This is a genomic window from Streptomyces sp. JLBJ103, assembly GCF_058215575.1.
This window is the reverse complement of sequence record NZ_CM177089.1, coordinates 8,124,293-8,139,943: the sequence shown is the minus strand read 5'-3', so window position 1 is coordinate 8,139,943 and position 15,651 is coordinate 8,124,293. Positions and strand designations below refer to the sequence as shown.

Here is a 15,651-nt window from a genome sequence, read left to right as displayed (position 1 = left end):
TCATGGCCCCAGATGCCGTATTCACGACACCACGTCCTTACGCCCGAAGCCACGGAAGGCGAGGGCGATGAGCACCAGCGCGTAGGCGACGGACACCGACGCCCCCTTCACCATGCCACCCCACTCCAGATGCGGCTGAAGGGCGTCCACCCAGGCGAACTGCCAGTGCGCCGGGAGGAATTCGCGCCAGGACCCGAGGGCCGTGACGGCGTCCAGCACACTGCCCACGATGGTCAGCCCGACCGCGCCGCCCACCGCGCCCAGTGGTGCGTCGGTGAGGGTGGAGAGCCAGAACGCGAGGGCGGCGGTGACGAGTTGGGAGGTGAAGAGATAGGCCACCGCCAGCCCCAGTCTGGCCAGGCTGTCCCCCGTGGCCAGTTCGCCGCCGGTGGGGATCCGCAGCGGTCCCCATCCGTAGGCCACTGTGCCGACCACCAGCGCGACCAGCGGGAGCAGCAGCATGGCGGCCGCGCTGAACACCAGCCCGATGGTCAGTTTGCTCGCCAGCAGCCGCGCCCGGGGCACCGGGGCCGCCAGCAGATAGCGCAGGGATGACCACCCGGCCTCGGCGGCGACCGTGTCACCGCAGAACAGCGCCACCGGCACTACCAGCAGAAAGGCGGCGGAGACAAACAGCGCGGTGGCGGCGAGATTGGCGCCGGAAGCGGTCGCGGTGGTCATCAGGGTGATCCGGTCGTCCTGCCCCTCGGGGGCGCCACCGATGGCGAAGGCGGCCACAAGGACGAACGGCAGCGCGGTCAGCACCACGGCCATCACCAGCGTCCGGCGGCGCCGCAGCTGCCGTACCGCCTCGACCCGCAGCGGCAGGGTGTGGCGGGCCCGGTAGCCGGGGGCCGCATCCATCACGGAGCTCATGCCGAGCCTCCTTCGATCAGCGTCAGGAACGCGTCCTCCAGGCGCCGGTGGGGCCCGAAGCTGGACACCGGGATCTCCAGCCGCACCAGTTCGGCCAGCAGCCGTGCCGGGGCGGCCCCGTCCAGCAGCACCAGCAGTCCGCCGTCGGTCCGCCGGGCGGACACGATGCCCGGCAGCGCGGCCACCTTGTCCACGACGGCATCGCTCAGCTCCCCCTCGTGGCCCACCAGCACACTGCCACCGGTACCGGTGATCTCGGCGACGGGTCCCGCCTGGACCAGACGGCCGCGGTCCATGACCACCAGATGGGTGCAGGTCTGCTCGACCTCCGCCAGGAGATGGCTGGAGACGATCACGGTACGGCCGTCGGCCGCGTACCGGATCATCACCTCGCGCATCTCCCGGATCTGCGGCGGGTCCAGGCCGTTCGTGGGTTCGTCGAGGATCAGCAGATCCGGCAGGCCGAGCATGGCCTGTGCGATGGCGAGCCGCTGACGCATGCCCTGGGAGTAGGTCCGTACGGCACGCTCCAGGGCGCTGCCGAGGCCCGCGATCTCCAGCGCCTCTGCGAGGTGTGCGTCCTCCGCTGGGCGTCCGGTGGCCTGCCAGTACAGCTCGAGGTTGGCCCTGCCGGTCAGATGGGGAAGGAAGCCCGCTCCCTCGACGAACGCGCCGACGCGGGAGAGGACGGGGGCGCCGGGCCGGACGGCCTGTCCGAAGACCCGGATCTCACCTTCGTCGGGGGCGATCAGACCCATCAGCATCCGCAGCGTGGTGGTCTTGCCCGCGCCGTTCGGTCCGAGCAGTCCGAGCACCTGCCCCTGCTCGACCCGGAAGGACAGATCCCGTACCGCGTAGCGGTCGGCGGAGCCGGCATAGCGCTTGCTCAGTCCGGTGATCTCCAGGGGCACATCGGCCCGTTCGGGGTCAGGGGGCGGAGCGGCCGTCCGGCGCCTGCCGGTCAGCAGCAGGGCCAGCGCCACCACGGCTCCGCCGAGCGGCAGCCCCCACACCCACCAGGGCAGCGGTGCGGGCTGGGTGTGCACCCCGGGCGCGGTGGGCGCCGTGATGCGGCGGTCGGCGAGTGTCACGGTGTAGGTGGCGGGCTCGGTCGGCGAGGCGTAGCCGAGATCGGTGGAGGAGAGCACCAGCCGCAGCCGGTGGCCCGCGGTGACCTCGTGGTCGATCGCGGGAAGCCGGAGGGTGACGGTACGGCCCGCCCTCGCATCGCGGACCCGCACGGGGGTGACGAGTTGCGCGGGCAGCGCCTGGTTTCCGTCCGGCCCGACGTCGTACACCTTGGCGAACAGCACGGCGTCGTCCGCGTCCGCCGTCACCCGCACGGTGACCTCCGGCGATCCGGTGATGCGCAGGGGCCGGTCCAGCGGTGCGGAGTCGAAACGGGCGAACTGGCCGGGGACATCGCTGGAGAGGCCGACACCGAACGAGGCCGCCTGCGACAGCCCGCCCACACCGGGCACCGTGGACACCGACGGCGGCCCCGCGCCGGGCGGATTGACGAACGACTGCTCACGTCCGCGCAACCGTACGGTCCGTGGGCCGTCCGCCAGTCCCGGGTAGTGGTCACCGGTGGCGCCGCGCATCTGGACGGCGCCGTTGGTGGAGTCCACACCGCCGGTACGGGTCACCCGGAAGGCGGGGCCGGTGTCCACGCCCCGGTCGTTCTTGAGGTGGCGGTCGAACCAGGCGCGGACCCGTCCCTCAACACGTGAGGTCTCGGGGTCACCGCCATCGTGTCCCCCGGCGATCCAGTCGACGGCGACCGGTGCGCCCTGGGCCTTGATGGCCTTGGCCATCGCGTCGGCCTGGCCGAGGGGGAAGAGCGAGTCGGTCTGCCCCTGGAGGATCAGCGTGGGGACCTTGATGCGGTCGGCCACGGCGGACGGGCTGCGCTTCTCCAGCAGCTTCCGGGCCGCGGCGTCCGGTTTCCCGGCAACGGCGACCCGTTCGTACATCGCGCACAGCCGCTTCTCGAACCGTCCACAGCCTCCGTCCCCGCCGCCCGCCGGGCGCGGTGTGCCCTGCCCGCCGGGTGCCGCGGGACCCTCCTCCCCTGCCCCCTGTCCGCCCGGCTGCTGCGACTCCCCCTCCGGCTCCGCCTGGCGCCCGGAGAGGTCGGCCGAACCGGTGGTGAAGAAGAGCCCGGCCCACAGCTTCTTGAACACCCCGTTGGGGAAGAGCGCATCGGCGAGGTTCCAGTAGGTGATGGCGGGCGCGATGGCGTCGACCCTCCGGTCGTACCCGGCGGCCAGCAGTGAGACCGCCCCGCCGTAGGAGGCACCGGCAACACCCACCCGCGGATCCCCCCGGTGGTCGAGCCGCACCTCCGGCCGCTTGGCCAGCCAGTCCACCATGCGCCGCACATCGGCCACTTCACGGTCCGGGTCATTGAGCCCGATCTTCCCCGTGGAACGGCCGAAGCCACGCGCGGACCAGGTCAGTACGGCATAGCCGTCGCGGGCCAGCTCCTCGGCCTGGCCACGGACATCGTCCTTGGACCCGCCGAAACCGTGGGCGAGCAGCACCGCGGGCCTGCGGCCACCACCCGTGGTGAAGTACGAGGTGTCCAGGCGCGCGCCCGGCATGTCCAGCACACGGTCCTCGCGGTGCACGGACGGCCGGCCGCCGGAGGCGGCGACCGCGAAGGTGCCCACCCCCGCGAGGACGGTGACGGCCGCCGCCGAGGCGAGCAGCCGCCGGCCCCGCGAACGGGCCGGCCGGCCCCAGGGCCACCGCAACCGGGTCTTTCGGAGATCCATGTCTGCACCCTAGACATGCCGGACCGACAGCGGAGCTGACAACAGACGGATTCTCATCCCCTCCCCGGGGAGTATCCGGACACGCGCCGTACACCCGGCGCGGTACGGACGTGCTCGCCACCACGCCGCGTTACGGCTTTTGGAGCAGTCACATGATGCTCCATAGGATGCCGCGGTGATCATAAAGAAACGTCTGGTGACAGGCGCTGCCGGGCTGCTCGCGGCCCTCGCCTGCGGCCTGATACTCCCACCCACCGCCACCGCCGACGAACCGTCGCGCCCCTCCCCCAAGGTCGAACTGGTCCTGGACGTCAGCGGGTCCATGCGGGCCCGCGACGTCGACGGCGCCTCGCGGATGTCGGCGGCGAAGCAGGCGTTCAACGAGGTGCTGGACGCCACGCCCGACGAGGTCCGGCTCGGTATCCGCACCCTCGGCGCCACATACCCCGGCAAGGACCGCAAGGTCGGCTGCCAGGACAGCAAGCAGCTGTATCCGGTGGGCCACGTGGACCGCACCGAGGCCAAGGCCGCTGTGGCCACACTGCGCCCCACCGGCTGGACACCGATCGGCCTGGCACTGCGCGGGGCCTCCAAGGACCTCGCGGGCGACGACGCCACCCGCCGGATCGTGCTGATCACCGACGGCGAGGACTCCTGTGGCCGGCCAGACCCCTGTGATGTGGCACGTGAACTGGCCGCCGACGGAACCCATCTGGTCGTGGACACCCTCGGGCTGACCCCGGACCGCAAGGTCCGTGAACAGCTGAGCTGTATCGCCGAGGCCACCGGCGGCACCTACACGGCCGTCCAGCACACCGATGAACTCTCATCGCGGATCAAGCAGCTGGTGCGCCGCACCGCCGAGACGCCGGTGCAGACGCCCACGGGGGTGCAGGGCGCGGCGCAGTGTGCCAAGGCCCCCGAGCTGGGCACCGGCCTGTACAACGACCGTGAGCGCTTCGGTGAACACCGCTGGTACCGAACGAAGGTGGCTCCCGGCAAGGAGCTGCGGGCCTCGGTGAGCGTGGCGGCGGACCGTGCCGTCGACCCCGACTACGGCGTCCTGCTGCGCGCGGTGACACCGGGCGGCCGGGAGCTGGTGCGCGGCAGTGAGGCGGGCAGCGGCCGTACGGACGTCATCTCCACCGGGCTGCGCTACCCGGTGGCCGACGCGGACGACGACGAGGACACCACGCCGCGGACGGTGTGTCTGGAGCTGAGCCAGTCGTTCTCGGCCCCCGCGGGCGTCAAGCGCACTCCTGGCCTGCCGGTCGAGCTGGCCGTGGACGTGGTCGACAATGACGAGCCTCCGGCGGACGTGGCCGCCTTCGGTCTGGGACGCGGATGGGTGCTGCTGGGCGTGCTCGCCGTGACCGGCCTGGTCGCGGGATTGGTGTGGGGCTGGGTGGCCCGCTGGCGTATCACCGTCTGGAGGTCCAACTGATGCGAGCCCTTCGGAAGGCGGGCGCCGCGCTCGCCCTGTGCGCCGCCGCACTGTTCACCGCCGCTGCCCCGGTCGTCGCGGACGGCAATGACGGCAAGGACGCCAAGAACGGCAAGGACGGTCTGACGGAGGCGGGGACGAACTTCCGTACCGCCACCGCGGTCGAGCAGGGCGAGAAGGCCACGGCCACCGCGTCCACCGGTGATTATCTCTACTGGGTGGTGCCGGTGGCCGCCGGACAGGTCCCCACGGTCGAGGCGAAGGTCAAACTGCCGGACGCGTCCGCCCGCCACGGCGGCGCCACCTGGCAGCTCGATGTGTACGACGGGCTGCGCCGCCACCAGCCGTGTGCGTCGGGCAGCCCGACGCATCACGCGGACCAGCAGGACACGTCGGTGAGCCTGACCTGCACCGTGCGTCAGGTGCGGTCGTGGTCCGAGCGCTGGGCCAACGATCCGCTGCCGGGCGCCTATTACCTGCGGCTGACCGTGCTGGATCTGCCCGAGCAGGACCTCGGCCTGCCGATCGACGCGGAGGTCACGACGACCGCGCGGGACGCGGGCGGCAAGCACGCGGACGGCGGGGAGCTGGCTGAGCCGCTCAATCCGTCGCTGCGGGCGGGGACCGTCGCCGCACCGGACTCCGAACCGCCGAATGACTCCGACTCCGGCTCCGGCTCCGACTCCGACTCCGACTCCGACTCCGGCGATGCCGATGAGGACTCGCTGCGGGCGGTCGCCGAGCCGGAGGACGGCTGGGGTTCCGGCTGGTGGTCGGACCGCTGGGTGTGGACCGTGGGCGGTGGGGTCCTGGGGGCGCTCGCCGCGGTGGGCGGCTACACCCTGACCCGGGGGCCGCGCTCATCGGGCCGTCCACCGGGTGACGCCTGACGGCAGCGCCGTAGACGCCGCTGTTCCGTCCCTGCCGGGCGGAACAGCGGCGCCGTCACCTCTTCTTCCCATGGCGGACACGCCACGCGCTCAACCGAAATACGCGGTACCGCTGTTCTGCGCGTCAATGATTCATAGAGAACCGTGAGAGCGGCCGGGCGACGACAACTCCCTCAGGAATAGTCCTTGCCCATCAGTCCCGCGAATTCACCCGGGTCCACATCGAAGCCGCGAATGGCACTCTGCATTCTCCATTCCCCCGAGTCGTCACGGGTGAATACGGCAATGGTGGCGGCGGTGGCCGCGGGGACACCGGAGAGGTCGCTCTTTATCAGCTCGGTGTACCCCTCGGCAATCCGGACGCTGGTGCCCCCGACCTCGTCGAAGGTCTTCCGTCCGGCACCCTGCTGGATGGCCACGCCCACGACGACCCGGGTGTACTCGGTCGACAGCCGGTCGAACTCCAGGGTCATCGCCTCGTCGACACCAAAGCCCTGACCGGTACGGCTGTCCCGGTTGAGGGTGATGGTGCCATCGGGAGAGCGGCTGTCGAAGTGCACAAGATACGCGGGCTCACCGAACGGATCGGCGGCCCGGTAGGTCGCGGCGACGATGTCGAGATCATTGGGCGGCTCACCTGCGGGGCTGGGATCCCACTTGAGTGCCACCTCGATTTTCCGGAGACCCTTGTTGAGACCAGTCACACAGACTTCCCTTCTTCGGATCGTTCTCCGTTGTCGCGTACGGATGCCGTCAATCCTATCGCGCGGCAAGGGGAGTTGAGGATTTCCCGGAGGTGCCCGCGGTGCGCCCATGAGGGGTCTCTACTATGGAGCTGCGTACAAACGGAGGAAGGAAGCGTCCATGCGACGGTTGGGGGAGCTCGAGGCGGAGATCATGGACCGCCTCTGGACGTGGCAGCGTCCCACGACGGTGCGGGACATCGTGGACGACATCAATGAGCACCGCCCCGTCGCCTATACCACGGTGATGACGGTGGCCGGCATCCTCTACAACAAGGGCTGGCTGCTGCGCGCCAAGGAGGGCCGCGCCTGGGTGTACTCGCCGGTGCGCAGCCGCGAGGAGTACACCGCCGCGCTGATGGAGGACGCGCTCGGCACCAGCGAGGACCGGACGGCCGCCCTCGCCCACTTCGTGCGGCAGATGGGCCCGGAGGAGGTCAACGCCCTGCGCAAGGCGCTGCGGACGGCCGTACGGCGGCCCCCGGCGTGACCGACGCGCTCGCGCTGGTCTGCTATGCGGCCGTGGTCGGCATTCTGGTTCCGAGGGCGCTGTCCCGCGGCACCTGGTCGTATCACTTCCCCGCCCCGGCTGTTGCGTTGTGGCAGGGTCTGGCCGGGTCGTTCACGATCGCGGTGGCATTGGCCAGTTACCACCTCATCACCCCAACCGGGCATCTTCATAATGGAATGTCCGGCTTACTCCAGTTCTGTGGGCTGGCGCTGCACACATATGTCCCCGGTCTCACGGGCGTTCCGGCCGTGGCCGTACCGATCGGTGTGACACTTCTCCCACTGATGTGCTTCGGTCATCACCTCCTGCGGGCCGGGCGCGCCCGCGCCCGCCACCGGAGCGTGCTGGACCTGGTGGGCCGCCGGTCGACGCGACTGCGTGCCACGGTGCTCGACCACGAGACACCGGTGGCGTACGCACTGCCGGGCCGCCGGCCCCGGATCGTCGTCAGCTCCGGCGCGTTGCGGGTGCTGTCGCCCGCCCAGCTCGACACCGTGCTGGAGCACGAGCGCGCGCATATCGCGGGCCGCCACCATCTGGCACTGGCCGCGGCCGAGGCGTTCGCCACGGCGTTCCGGTGGCTGCCGCTGGCGCGTGCCTTCAGGGAACAGACGACGCTGCTGCTGGAAATGGCGGCGGACGACCGCGCGCTGCGCCGCCATCCGCGCGAGGTGCTTGCCTCGGCCCTGTACGCCATGGCGGCGGAACAGACGCCGCAGGGCGCGTTCCCGGCCGGCGGCACGGACGCCGTGGTCCGGCTGCGGCGGATGCTGACTCCGCCCAGGAGCGCGCATCCGGCGCTGCAGGGGGTGGTGGCGGCCGGGGCCGCAGCCGTACCGCTGCTTCCGCTCGTGGTCGGCTGTCTGCCCGGTCTCACCTGAACCCGCGGGGCTGCGCAACGGCCCCTGTCGCTCCGGTCCCGGCGGGCCGGAGCGACAGGGGTGCGTGCGTCAGAGCCGGTCGAGGATGGTGCGCAGCGTGGCCACTTCCGCCGACTGACCGGTGACGATGTCACCGGCGAGCTTCTTGGCCGCGGTGTTCCGCCCGCCCTTCTGTTCGTCCTTCGCCATCGCGATCGCACCCTTGTGGTGCTCGATCATCAGACGGGCGAAGTCACGGTCGAAGGTGTCGCCCTTGGCCGCCTTGAGCCGGTTCATCTCCTTCTGTGACATCATGCCGTCCTTGGCGTGCCCGTCACCCGAGCCGTGGTCCATGCCCGGCATACCGTCCGCAGGGGTTGTCGGTTGCGGCTTGCCCCAGGACTTCAGCCAGCCGCTCATGGTCCTGATCTCCGGGTCCTGGGCCTTCTCGATCTGCGCGGCCAGTCGCTTGACCTGCGCGTCCGACGCCCGGCCGGCCGCCAGGCGGGCCATATCCAGCGCCTGCTGGTGATGGGGAATCATCATCTGCGCGAAATGGACATCCGTCTCATTGAAGGCGCCCTTCGGGGAGCGCGTGGTAGCCGAGGAGTGTGCGCTCCCGTGTTCCGCGCCCTCCTTGCCGTCCTGGCCGCCGCAGGCGGCGAGCAGCAGCCCCGCCGCGACGGCGACGCTCACCACCGCGAGCCGGCGACGGAGCGGCCCCCGCGGGGCATGGGTGATTGCGGTCATGTCGATGTACCTCGTTTGCCGTGATGGTCGGTTCTGTGGTCGTTCCTGCGCGGTGGCGCGGGTTCGGCCTATATCCGCAGAACTGACAGGGCGACGAGGTCGGGCCCGGGTGCGGGAGGACGCTGCCGCACGGCGGCGGAGAGCGGGGTGGAAGACCCCGGGGGCGGTCCACGACGACGAGTGAAGGCCGCACACAGCAGTCCCGTGAGCACCCAGACACCGAGCACCGCCACACACAGCGAGGCCATGTCCATCGCGGCCATGGGCTCGCGCGGCTCGGCCATGGGCGCGGAATCCCGATCTCCTGCCATCGACTCCGCCTGGTGGTGTCCGTCCTGAACGGACAGGGCACTGACGCGGCCGCCGTGAGCCGAGTGGTCGGGCGTGGAGTGTGAGGCAACGGACACATGGTGCGCCGAGCCGCCCCCACCCGAGCCGGAGTCACCGTCGGGATGGCCCACGGTGTGCATCACCAAGACACCCGTGGCCAGCACGACCATCAGCAGGAGTCGGGGGAGCACACCCCCGCGCACACATCCGCCGATGGTCACCACTACCCCTCCACATGCCGACATGAGCCGTCTCGGAGAGCCACTCTACTGCTAAGGGGGTTAGTACGCGCGAGGGGGGTGGCACGACGGCACCCGGAGACGTCAGCCCTCTCGCCAGCCGAGTTTGATCAGCATGTTCTTCGCCTCTTCGGCCACCTCGGCATCGGCGACCACGTCGTACCGGGCGGCCACGATCTGGCTGCGTGAGGCGAAATCGCGCCGCCCGCCACTGAGGGCGTGTCCCACAAAGCCGAAGATCGCGCCGAACACCGCGCCGTAGACGATACCGCTGATGATCAGCACGAGCACGTTGTGGCGACCGGCCGCGAACACCGACAGCAGCAGCCCGATCAGCAGACCGAACCAGGCACCGGTACCGACACCGGCCAGCGCCGCACGGCCACGGGTGAGCCGCCCGAGCACCGTTTCCACCATGCGCAGATCCGAGCCGATGATCGCCGTGTGTTCCACCGGGAACTTGTTGTCGGACAGGAAGTCGACGGCACGCTGGGCTCCGGCGTAGGTCGCGTACGAGCCGACGACCGGACGGTCGACCACCGACGGCGGCGGTTGCTGGGTCATCGCAGGTCTCCCTCCGTCAAGGAGAGCCTGCGTCCGCGCCGCTTCCCTCGCAACGGGAAGCGACATAGCAGGACATATCAGCTAAAATACGCATCTACTCCTGAGACCCAGGCGCCGACGCTTCGCCCCTCCGACGGTGTCAGGGGAATTCCAGCAGCATTCCCTTACCCGCCCGTCTCCGCATTTCCTTCCCGGCGGAAAACGGACCCCCACCGGTCCACCGGCGGAATGGCATCCCGCGCGCCCCGGTAGATTGCCCCCATGATCGAGAAGACAGGTGCGGAGACGGATTCCCGGTCACGGGGGAAGCACGAACGGGCGCGGCACACCACCCGAGGGCAGGACGGCGCCCAGGGCGGGCTGATGCGGTCCTCCGTACTGATGGCGCTCGGCACGACGGTGTCCAGAGCCACGGGGCTGATCCGGCAGGTGCTCCAGGCCGCGGCGCTCGGCACCGGCCTGCTGGCCAGTACGTACAACACCGCCAACACCGTGCCGATGAGCCTGTACACACTGCTGATCGGCGGCGCCCTCAACTCCGTGCTGGTGCCCCAACTGGTGCGTGCCCGCGCCGAACAGCCCGACGGCGGGCAGGCATACGAGCAGCGCCTGGTCACCCTGGTGCTCTGTGTGCTCGGTGTGGGCACACTGCTCTCCGTATGGGCGGCCCCGGAGATCGTGAGCATCTACCGGGACGACTCGCCGCACACCCATGCCGCCTTCGAGCTGACAGTGGTCTTCGCGCGCTTCCTGCTGCCGCAGATCTTCTTCTACGGCGTGTACTTCATCATGGGCCAAGTCCTCAACGCCCGGGGCAAGTTCGGGGCGATGATGTGGACCCCGGTACTGAACAACGTCATTCTCATCGCCATGTTCGGGTGGTACGTCGGACTGCTGACCGTGCCCGAGCGGGTGGAGGACATCACCGCGGCGCAGGTGCGGCTGCTGGGGATCGGCACCACCATCGGTATCGCGCTCCAGGCCCTCGCGCTCGTGCCCTACGTCCGTGCCGCGGGCTTCCGCTTCCGGCCGCGCTTCGACTGGCGGGGCACGGGGCTGCGCAAGAGCCTCGTGGCGGCCCGCTGGACACTGATGCTCGTGGTGGCCAACCTGGTGGCGCTCGCGGTGGTGACCAACTTCGCCAACGCGGCCGACCAGCAACTGCCCACCTCCGGTGTGGGCTACTCCGCGTACTCCTACGCCCAGACCATCTGGCTGCTGCCGCAGTCGATCGTCACGGTCTCACTGGTCACGGCGCTACTGCCGCGGATGAGCCTGGCCGTGGCCGAACACCGGCTGGACGATCTGCGCCATGACCTCTCCCGCGCGCTGCGGACCAGTGGTGTGGTGATCGTGCCCGCCGCCTTCTTCTTCCTGGCCTTCGGTCCGCAGGTCGCCCAACTGCTGTTCGCGCACGGCTCCTCGGACGCCACCACCGCACTGCCGCTGGGCCAGATGCTCCAGGCGTTCGGTCTCGGTCTGATTCCGTATTCCGCGCAGTATCTGCTGCTGCGCGGCTTCTACGCCTTCGAGGACACCCGCACGCCCTTCTGGATGGCGATGTGGATCAGCGGGGTGAACATCGCCCTGGCTGTGGCCTGCCATCTACTGCTCCCGGCACGCTGGTCGGTGACCGGGATGGCCGCGGGCTACGCCGTGTCGTACGCGGTGGGGCTGCTGTTCACCGCGCTGCGGCTGCGGCGCCGGCTGGAAGGGCGGCTGGACGGCAAGCGGCTGTGCCGCACCTACGGCAAGCTGACCGCTGCGGCGGTGGCGGCCGCCGGGCTCGGCTGGCTGGTGGCCCGCGGCTGCTCCAGCGCCGTGGATTCCTCGGCCTGGGCTCCCGTACTGGGTCTGGCCGGAGGGTGCGTCACCATGGCGCTGCTGTTCGTCGTGCTCGCCCGGGTGCTGCGGATCGGCGAACTGCGGAGCCTGCCGGGGCTCGGCTGATCCGGCGCGCTACGGAGCCGCCCGCCGAGCCCGGCAACGGGCGCGGCGGGCGGCCGGGGTGGTCAGTGGCTGTCGTGGCGGATCAGGGAGCGCACCATACGGCAGGTGGTGTCGGAGGGCGGATGCACTCCGATCCGGACCGCGGTGGTGCGTATCCTGCGGTTGGGTGCCTGCTCGGCGCGGTACACACCGGAGTTGAGCAGGGCGATGGCCAGGCGCATGGCCTTCAGCCGACGGTTGTGGGACTCGTACCACTCGCGCGGACGGCCCGCGGGCATCCGCTTCTTCGGCAGGGTCGGAAAGCTCGGCAGGTCCGGAAGAGGTGTTGCGGCAGTGGCCATCGGCATCCTCCTGAGACGGTCGGGATCCTTCCCTTTCACTGCCTTCATTCTACGGCTGGGCACTGACAAAGCCCCCTGGTCAGAACCGGTCTGAGCGGTCTCGGGGTACGGTGTCCGGCATGGAGATCTGGATCAATCCGGCGTGCTCGAAGTGCCGCAGCGCGCTCACTCTGCTCGACGCGGAGGGTGCGGGGTACACCGTCCGCCGCTATCTCGACGACGTACCGAGCCAGGACGAGATCAGGGCGGTGCTGTCCCGGCTCGGGCTCGAGCCCTGGGACATCACCCGGACCCAGGAGGCGGCCGCGAAGGAGCTCGGGCTGAAGGACTGGCCGCGCGAGGAGAGCGCGCGGGACCGCTGGATCGCGGCGCTCGCGGAGCACCCCAAGCTGATCCAGCGGCCGATCATCACGGCGGACGACGGCTCGGCGGTGGTGGGACGCACGGAGGAGGCGGTGTGCGAGGCGCTCTCGCGCTCCCGGACCTGATCGTGTGCCGACCGTGTGAACGGCCCCGGCTCACGTGCGGCGCACGGAAGCCGGGGCGGCGGTCGGGCGATGGCGGAAGCCGAGGTTCAGCGGCCCCGGCCGGAACCCGCTTGCGGACGCAGCAGGAAGCGCTGTGTCTTACCGCTGGAGGTTTTGGGGAGTTCCGTCACGAAGTGGATGCTCCGCGGGTAGGCGTGCTTGGCGAACCGCTCCCGCACCAGCTGCTGGAGTTCGGCGGCGAGCCCGTCGCCGGGCTCCGCGTCACCGGGGCGCAGCACCACGAACGCCTCCACCATCTCGCCGTACTCCTCGTGGGGCACACCGACCGCGGCCGCTTCCGCCACGGCCGGATGCTCCAGCAGCACACTCTCCACCTCGAACGGGCCGATGCGGTAGCCCGCCATGAGGATGACGTCGTCGCCGCGGCCGGAGAAGAACAGATCGCCTTCCTCGTCCCGGGCCGCGGTGTCACCGGTGTAGAACCAGCGTCCGTCGGGGCTGAACTTCTCGGCGGTCTGCTCGGGGGCGTCCCGGTAGCCCTGGAACCACATCAGCGGGCTGGCGGGGATGTCGATCACAACGCGGCCGGGGACGTCCGTCTTGGCCATGGCGGAGTTGGTGTCCTCGCGGAGCACCTTGACCGCCCAGCCGGGCATCGGACGGCCCATGGCACCGAGCTTGAGGTCGGTACGCAGGGCCGGGTGCCAGGCGTGGCAGATGGCCATGCCCAGTTCGGTGGAGCCGTAGTGGTCGCGCACCGGCACACCGAGCGTTTCCCGCGCCCACTCCACGACGTCCGGGGGCAGCGGCTCACCGGCCGCGGAGCAGCAGCGCAGCCGCAGGTCGTCGGGGGCGGGCAGCTCCGATCCGCGCAGCTTCCGGTAGACGGTGGGGCCGGCGGTGAAGTTGGTGACGCCGTAGCGGGAGAGCACCGCCCAGGTGGACTCGGCGGAGAACAGGCTGTTGAACAGCAGGCTGCGCTGCCCGGTGGCGAGGGGCCCGATGATGGCGTAGTAGAGGCCGTAGGCCCATCCCGGGTCGGCGGCGTTCCAGAACACGTCCTCGGGACGCTGGTCCAAGCCGAATTCCTGGTACATGACGAAGCCCGCGACCGCCCGCAGCGGGATCGGGACGGCCTTCGGAGTGCCCGCGGTGCCGGAGGTGAACAGCTCCACGATCGTCGCGTCGCCGCCCAGGGCCACCGGCTCGGCCTGTGGTGCGGATCCGGCCTCCAGCTCGGTGAAGCCCAGGTCGTCCCCCTCGACCGGACCGGTGGTGACAATCCGCCAGGGCCGCTCGGAGGGGAAGCCGGACTCCGGGTCCAGCTTCGGACGCTGATCGGCATCGGTGATCACGACCTTGGTGCCGTTGCCCGTGGTCCGCAGCGCGATGGCCGGCGGTGCGAACGCGGTGAACAGCGGGACCTGGACGGCCCCCAGGCGCCAGATCGCGAGGGTCGCGACCAGCAGTTCGGCGGACTTGCCCATCAAGGTGGCGACGCGGTCGCCGACTCCCACCCCCAGGTCGGCCAGCGCGCCGGCCATGCGCGCCGAGCGGTCGCGCAGCTCACCGAACGTCATGTCATGGCCGGTCAGGTCCTTGCCCACCAACGTGAACGCCACGGCGTCGGCCGGGTGCCTGTCGCACAGCAGGTGCGCAGTGCTCGCCGCTGGCTCACCGAAGGTCTTGAGCAGGTCAGCCATGCGCTGTTCTGGGCTGGTCAAGAGGGCTCCTAGTGCTGGTATCCACGAGTCGCGCCAGACGGGAAGCCGCTCGGTGAAGCCGCCCAGCCTGGAGGAGCGCGGGTGCACCTCGCCTTCCGGATGTGCTGATCCCGGGTGTGATGAGCCACGTCCCCGGGCCGTACGGCAGCCTCCCGTTGGCTTGTACACGCTATCGCGCTTTGTCGCCCGCCCGGCAGCCGTCTACGGGTACGGAACGCCGCACGGGGGCGATCCGCGTCCGCTTCGCCCCCAACGCCCGCATGGCCCGCCCCCACCGCGGGCGTCCCGGTGCGCCGGCCCCACCGCCGTGTGGGTAGCGTGGCCCGCATGTGTATCTCGATGGCCCCGGCCAGGTTCTCCGGCACCACGGTGTACGCGGGGCGCCGTCACCACCCGGAGCACGGTCTGATCCATGTGCTGGGCTATCAGAACACCGCGGTCAATCTGGCCACCGGGCCCAACGCGATGCTGCTGCATCTGCCCGCCCTCCCCATGACCCGGCAGAACTTCCTGTCGGCGGGGAGCTCCGACGACATCCTGAAGCGCATGGTGGACGCGGTGCGTCCGGTCCCGGTGGCCGCGCCCTCGGAGATGATCTGGATGAGCCGGGGCCCCGCGCCCGTGGTGGAGGTGTTCGACCACGACGTCTACACGGTGCTGCTCGCCCGCGATCCCATCGCCATCACCGAAGCGCTGTACCAGGTGGCGCCCCGCAAGCGGCCCCGGATCGATCCGCGGCTGCTGGAGTTCTACGCGGAGCGGTACCCATGCCACACCATCGCGGTGTGCTGCTTCGACAACGCCGACGCACAGCGCGCCAAGCCCCTGCTGATGTGGTACGAGCCGCTGGAGCCGGACCAGTTGACCCTGCCCGCGCTGGACTGCCACACCGGCGGGCCGCCCGATCTGGACGCCGAGGTGTCGGTGGACCACTGGGTGCTGTTCGGTACCGACGAGGCTCCGGAGGGCTGGGGCGAACCCGTCGACTATCCCGCGGGGATGCGCCATGAGCTGCGGCGGTTTCTCCCCGACACGGTGATGGGCGCCTATTTCGGCCAGGACGCGCTGCCCAACGGGGACTTCGCCCTGGCACACGACGATCTGCTCGCCGGGGACCTGGACCGCATCCGGCGGCTGCGGCCGGTGTGATCCCGGGGCGGG

Annotated in this window: 15 protein-coding genes; 7 read left to right on the top strand and 8 right to left on the bottom strand. The window is 70.5% G+C overall.

What is annotated here, in order from left to right; translation table 11 throughout:
* Nucleotides 1–21: 21 nt before the first annotated feature.
* Nucleotides 22–876, bottom strand: coding sequence for an ABC transporter permease (locus AC4BEG_RS34565; protein ID WP_490703615.1), 855 nt, complete (start codon nt 874–876; stop codon nt 22–24).
* Nucleotides 873–3,656: an alpha/beta fold hydrolase gene (locus AC4BEG_RS34560; RefSeq protein WP_490703614.1), complete on the bottom strand. Its 2,784-nt coding sequence runs from the start codon at nt 3,654–3,656 to the stop codon at nt 873–875. The genes AC4BEG_RS34565 and AC4BEG_RS34560 overlap by 4 nt, the downstream gene beginning before the upstream one ends.
* A 175-nt stretch (nt 3,657–3,831) precedes the next feature.
* Here AC4BEG_RS34560 and AC4BEG_RS34555 point away from each other — a divergent pair, with 175 nt between their 5' ends.
* Both AC4BEG_RS34555 and AC4BEG_RS34550 read left to right on the top strand, forming a co-directional pair.
* A complete protein-coding gene (locus tag AC4BEG_RS34555; RefSeq protein ID WP_490703613.1) occupies nt 3,832–5,100 on the top strand; it encodes a VWA domain-containing protein in 1,269 nt (422 codons plus the stop codon).
* Complete coding sequence (locus AC4BEG_RS34550; protein WP_490703612.1) at nt 5,100–5,990, top strand: hypothetical protein; 891 nt, start codon at nt 5,100–5,102, stop codon at nt 5,988–5,990. The genes AC4BEG_RS34555 and AC4BEG_RS34550 overlap by 1 nt, the downstream gene beginning before the upstream one ends.
* Before the next feature lie 173 nt (nt 5,991–6,163).
* Here the strand turns inward: AC4BEG_RS34550 and AC4BEG_RS34545 are convergent, their stop codons facing one another.
* Nucleotides 6,164–6,694, bottom strand: coding sequence for a TerD family protein (locus AC4BEG_RS34545; RefSeq protein ID WP_490703611.1), 531 nt, complete (start codon nt 6,692–6,694; stop codon nt 6,164–6,166).
* Between the two features lie 160 nt (nt 6,695–6,854).
* On the opposite strand from AC4BEG_RS34545, the gene AC4BEG_RS34540 reads away from it, so the two are divergent.
* Both AC4BEG_RS34540 and AC4BEG_RS34535 read left to right on the top strand, forming a co-directional pair.
* The gene (locus tag AC4BEG_RS34540; protein WP_490703610.1) at nt 6,855–7,223 is read left to right on the top strand and encodes a BlaI/MecI/CopY family transcriptional regulator; all 369 of its coding nucleotides are present in this window, start codon (nt 6,855–6,857) and stop codon (nt 7,221–7,223) included.
* Complete coding sequence (locus tag AC4BEG_RS34535; RefSeq protein ID WP_490703609.1) at nt 7,220–8,125, top strand: M56 family metallopeptidase; 906 nt, start codon at nt 7,220–7,222, stop codon at nt 8,123–8,125. Before AC4BEG_RS34540 ends, AC4BEG_RS34535 begins: the two co-directional genes overlap by 4 nt.
* 69 nt (nt 8,126–8,194) lie before the next feature.
* Here AC4BEG_RS34535 and AC4BEG_RS34530 read toward each other — a convergent pair whose 3' ends face one another.
* From AC4BEG_RS34530 to AC4BEG_RS34520, 3 genes are all read right to left on the bottom strand, one after another.
* Nucleotides 8,195–8,854: a DUF305 domain-containing protein gene (locus AC4BEG_RS34530; RefSeq protein WP_490703608.1), complete on the bottom strand. Its 660-nt coding sequence runs from the start codon at nt 8,852–8,854 to the stop codon at nt 8,195–8,197.
* A 68-nt stretch (nt 8,855–8,922) separates the two neighbouring features.
* Complete coding sequence (locus tag AC4BEG_RS34525) at nt 8,923–9,405, bottom strand: DUF6153 family protein (RefSeq protein ID WP_490703607.1); 483 nt, start codon at nt 9,403–9,405, stop codon at nt 8,923–8,925.
* 102 nt (nt 9,406–9,507) lie between these two features.
* Nucleotides 9,508–9,987 carry a YflT domain-containing protein gene (locus AC4BEG_RS34520; protein ID WP_490703606.1) on the bottom strand — a complete coding sequence of 160 codons (480 nt, stop codon included), beginning with the start codon at nt 9,985–9,987 and terminating at the stop codon, nt 9,508–9,510.
* Nucleotides 9,988–10,368: 381 nt separating this feature from the next.
* Here AC4BEG_RS34520 and murJ point away from each other — a divergent pair, with 381 nt between their 5' ends.
* On the top strand, nt 10,369–11,937 hold the full coding sequence (murJ, locus tag AC4BEG_RS34515; RefSeq protein WP_490707300.1) for a murein biosynthesis integral membrane protein MurJ: 1,569 nt from the start codon (nt 10,369–10,371) through the stop codon (nt 11,935–11,937).
* A 62-nt stretch (nt 11,938–11,999) separates the two neighbouring features.
* On the opposite strand, the gene AC4BEG_RS34510 is transcribed toward murJ, so the two are convergent.
* The gene (locus tag AC4BEG_RS34510; RefSeq protein WP_490703605.1) at nt 12,000–12,278 is read right to left on the bottom strand and encodes a hypothetical protein; all 279 of its coding nucleotides are present in this window, start codon (nt 12,276–12,278) and stop codon (nt 12,000–12,002) included.
* A 119-nt stretch (nt 12,279–12,397) separates the two neighbouring features.
* On the opposite strand from AC4BEG_RS34510, the gene AC4BEG_RS34505 reads away from it, so the two are divergent.
* Nucleotides 12,398–12,766 (top strand): arsenate reductase family protein, encoded by a 369-nt coding sequence (locus tag AC4BEG_RS34505; protein WP_490703604.1) that lies wholly within the window; start codon nt 12,398–12,400, stop codon nt 12,764–12,766.
* 86 nt (nt 12,767–12,852) lie between these two features.
* On the opposite strand, the gene AC4BEG_RS34500 is transcribed toward AC4BEG_RS34505, so the two are convergent.
* Nucleotides 12,853–14,490 carry an AMP-binding protein gene (locus AC4BEG_RS34500; protein ID WP_490703603.1) on the bottom strand — a complete coding sequence of 546 codons (1,638 nt, stop codon included), beginning with the start codon at nt 14,488–14,490 and terminating at the stop codon, nt 12,853–12,855.
* 327 nt (nt 14,491–14,817) lie between these two features.
* On the opposite strand from AC4BEG_RS34500, the gene AC4BEG_RS34495 reads away from it, so the two are divergent.
* Nucleotides 14,818–15,639 carry a hypothetical protein gene (locus tag AC4BEG_RS34495; RefSeq protein WP_490703602.1) on the top strand — a complete coding sequence of 274 codons (822 nt, stop codon included), beginning with the start codon at nt 14,818–14,820 and terminating at the stop codon, nt 15,637–15,639.
* Nucleotides 15,640–15,651: the final 12 nt, after the last annotated feature.

Bases quoted from the DNA above. Each gene is read 5' to 3' on its own strand.
- AC4BEG_RS34565 (WP_490703615.1), bottom strand. From the start codon at position 876: ATGAGCTCCGTGATGGATGCGGCCCCCGGCTACCGGGCCCGCCACACC.
- AC4BEG_RS34560 (WP_490703614.1), bottom strand. From the start codon at position 3,656: ATGGATCTCCGAAAGACCCGGTTGCGGTGGCCCTGGGGCCGGCCGGCC.
- AC4BEG_RS34550 (WP_490703612.1), top strand. From the start codon at position 5,100: ATGCGAGCCCTTCGGAAGGCGGGCGCCGCGCTCGCCCTGTGCGCCGCC.
- AC4BEG_RS34540 (WP_490703610.1), top strand. From the start codon at position 6,855: ATGCGACGGTTGGGGGAGCTCGAGGCGGAGATCATGGACCGCCTCTGG.
- AC4BEG_RS34530 (WP_490703608.1), bottom strand. From the start codon at position 8,854: ATGACCGCAATCACCCATGCCCCGCGGGGGCCGCTCCGTCGCCGGCTC.
- AC4BEG_RS34520 (WP_490703606.1), bottom strand. From the start codon at position 9,987: ATGACCCAGCAACCGCCGCCGTCGGTGGTCGACCGTCCGGTCGTCGGC.
- murJ (WP_490707300.1), top strand. From the start codon at position 10,369: ATGGCGCTCGGCACGACGGTGTCCAGAGCCACGGGGCTGATCCGGCAG.
- AC4BEG_RS34510 (WP_490703605.1), bottom strand. From the start codon at position 12,278: ATGGCCACTGCCGCAACACCTCTTCCGGACCTGCCGAGCTTTCCGACC.
- AC4BEG_RS34505 (WP_490703604.1), top strand. From the start codon at position 12,398: ATGGAGATCTGGATCAATCCGGCGTGCTCGAAGTGCCGCAGCGCGCTC.
- AC4BEG_RS34495 (WP_490703602.1), top strand. From the start codon at position 14,818: ATGTGTATCTCGATGGCCCCGGCCAGGTTCTCCGGCACCACGGTGTAC.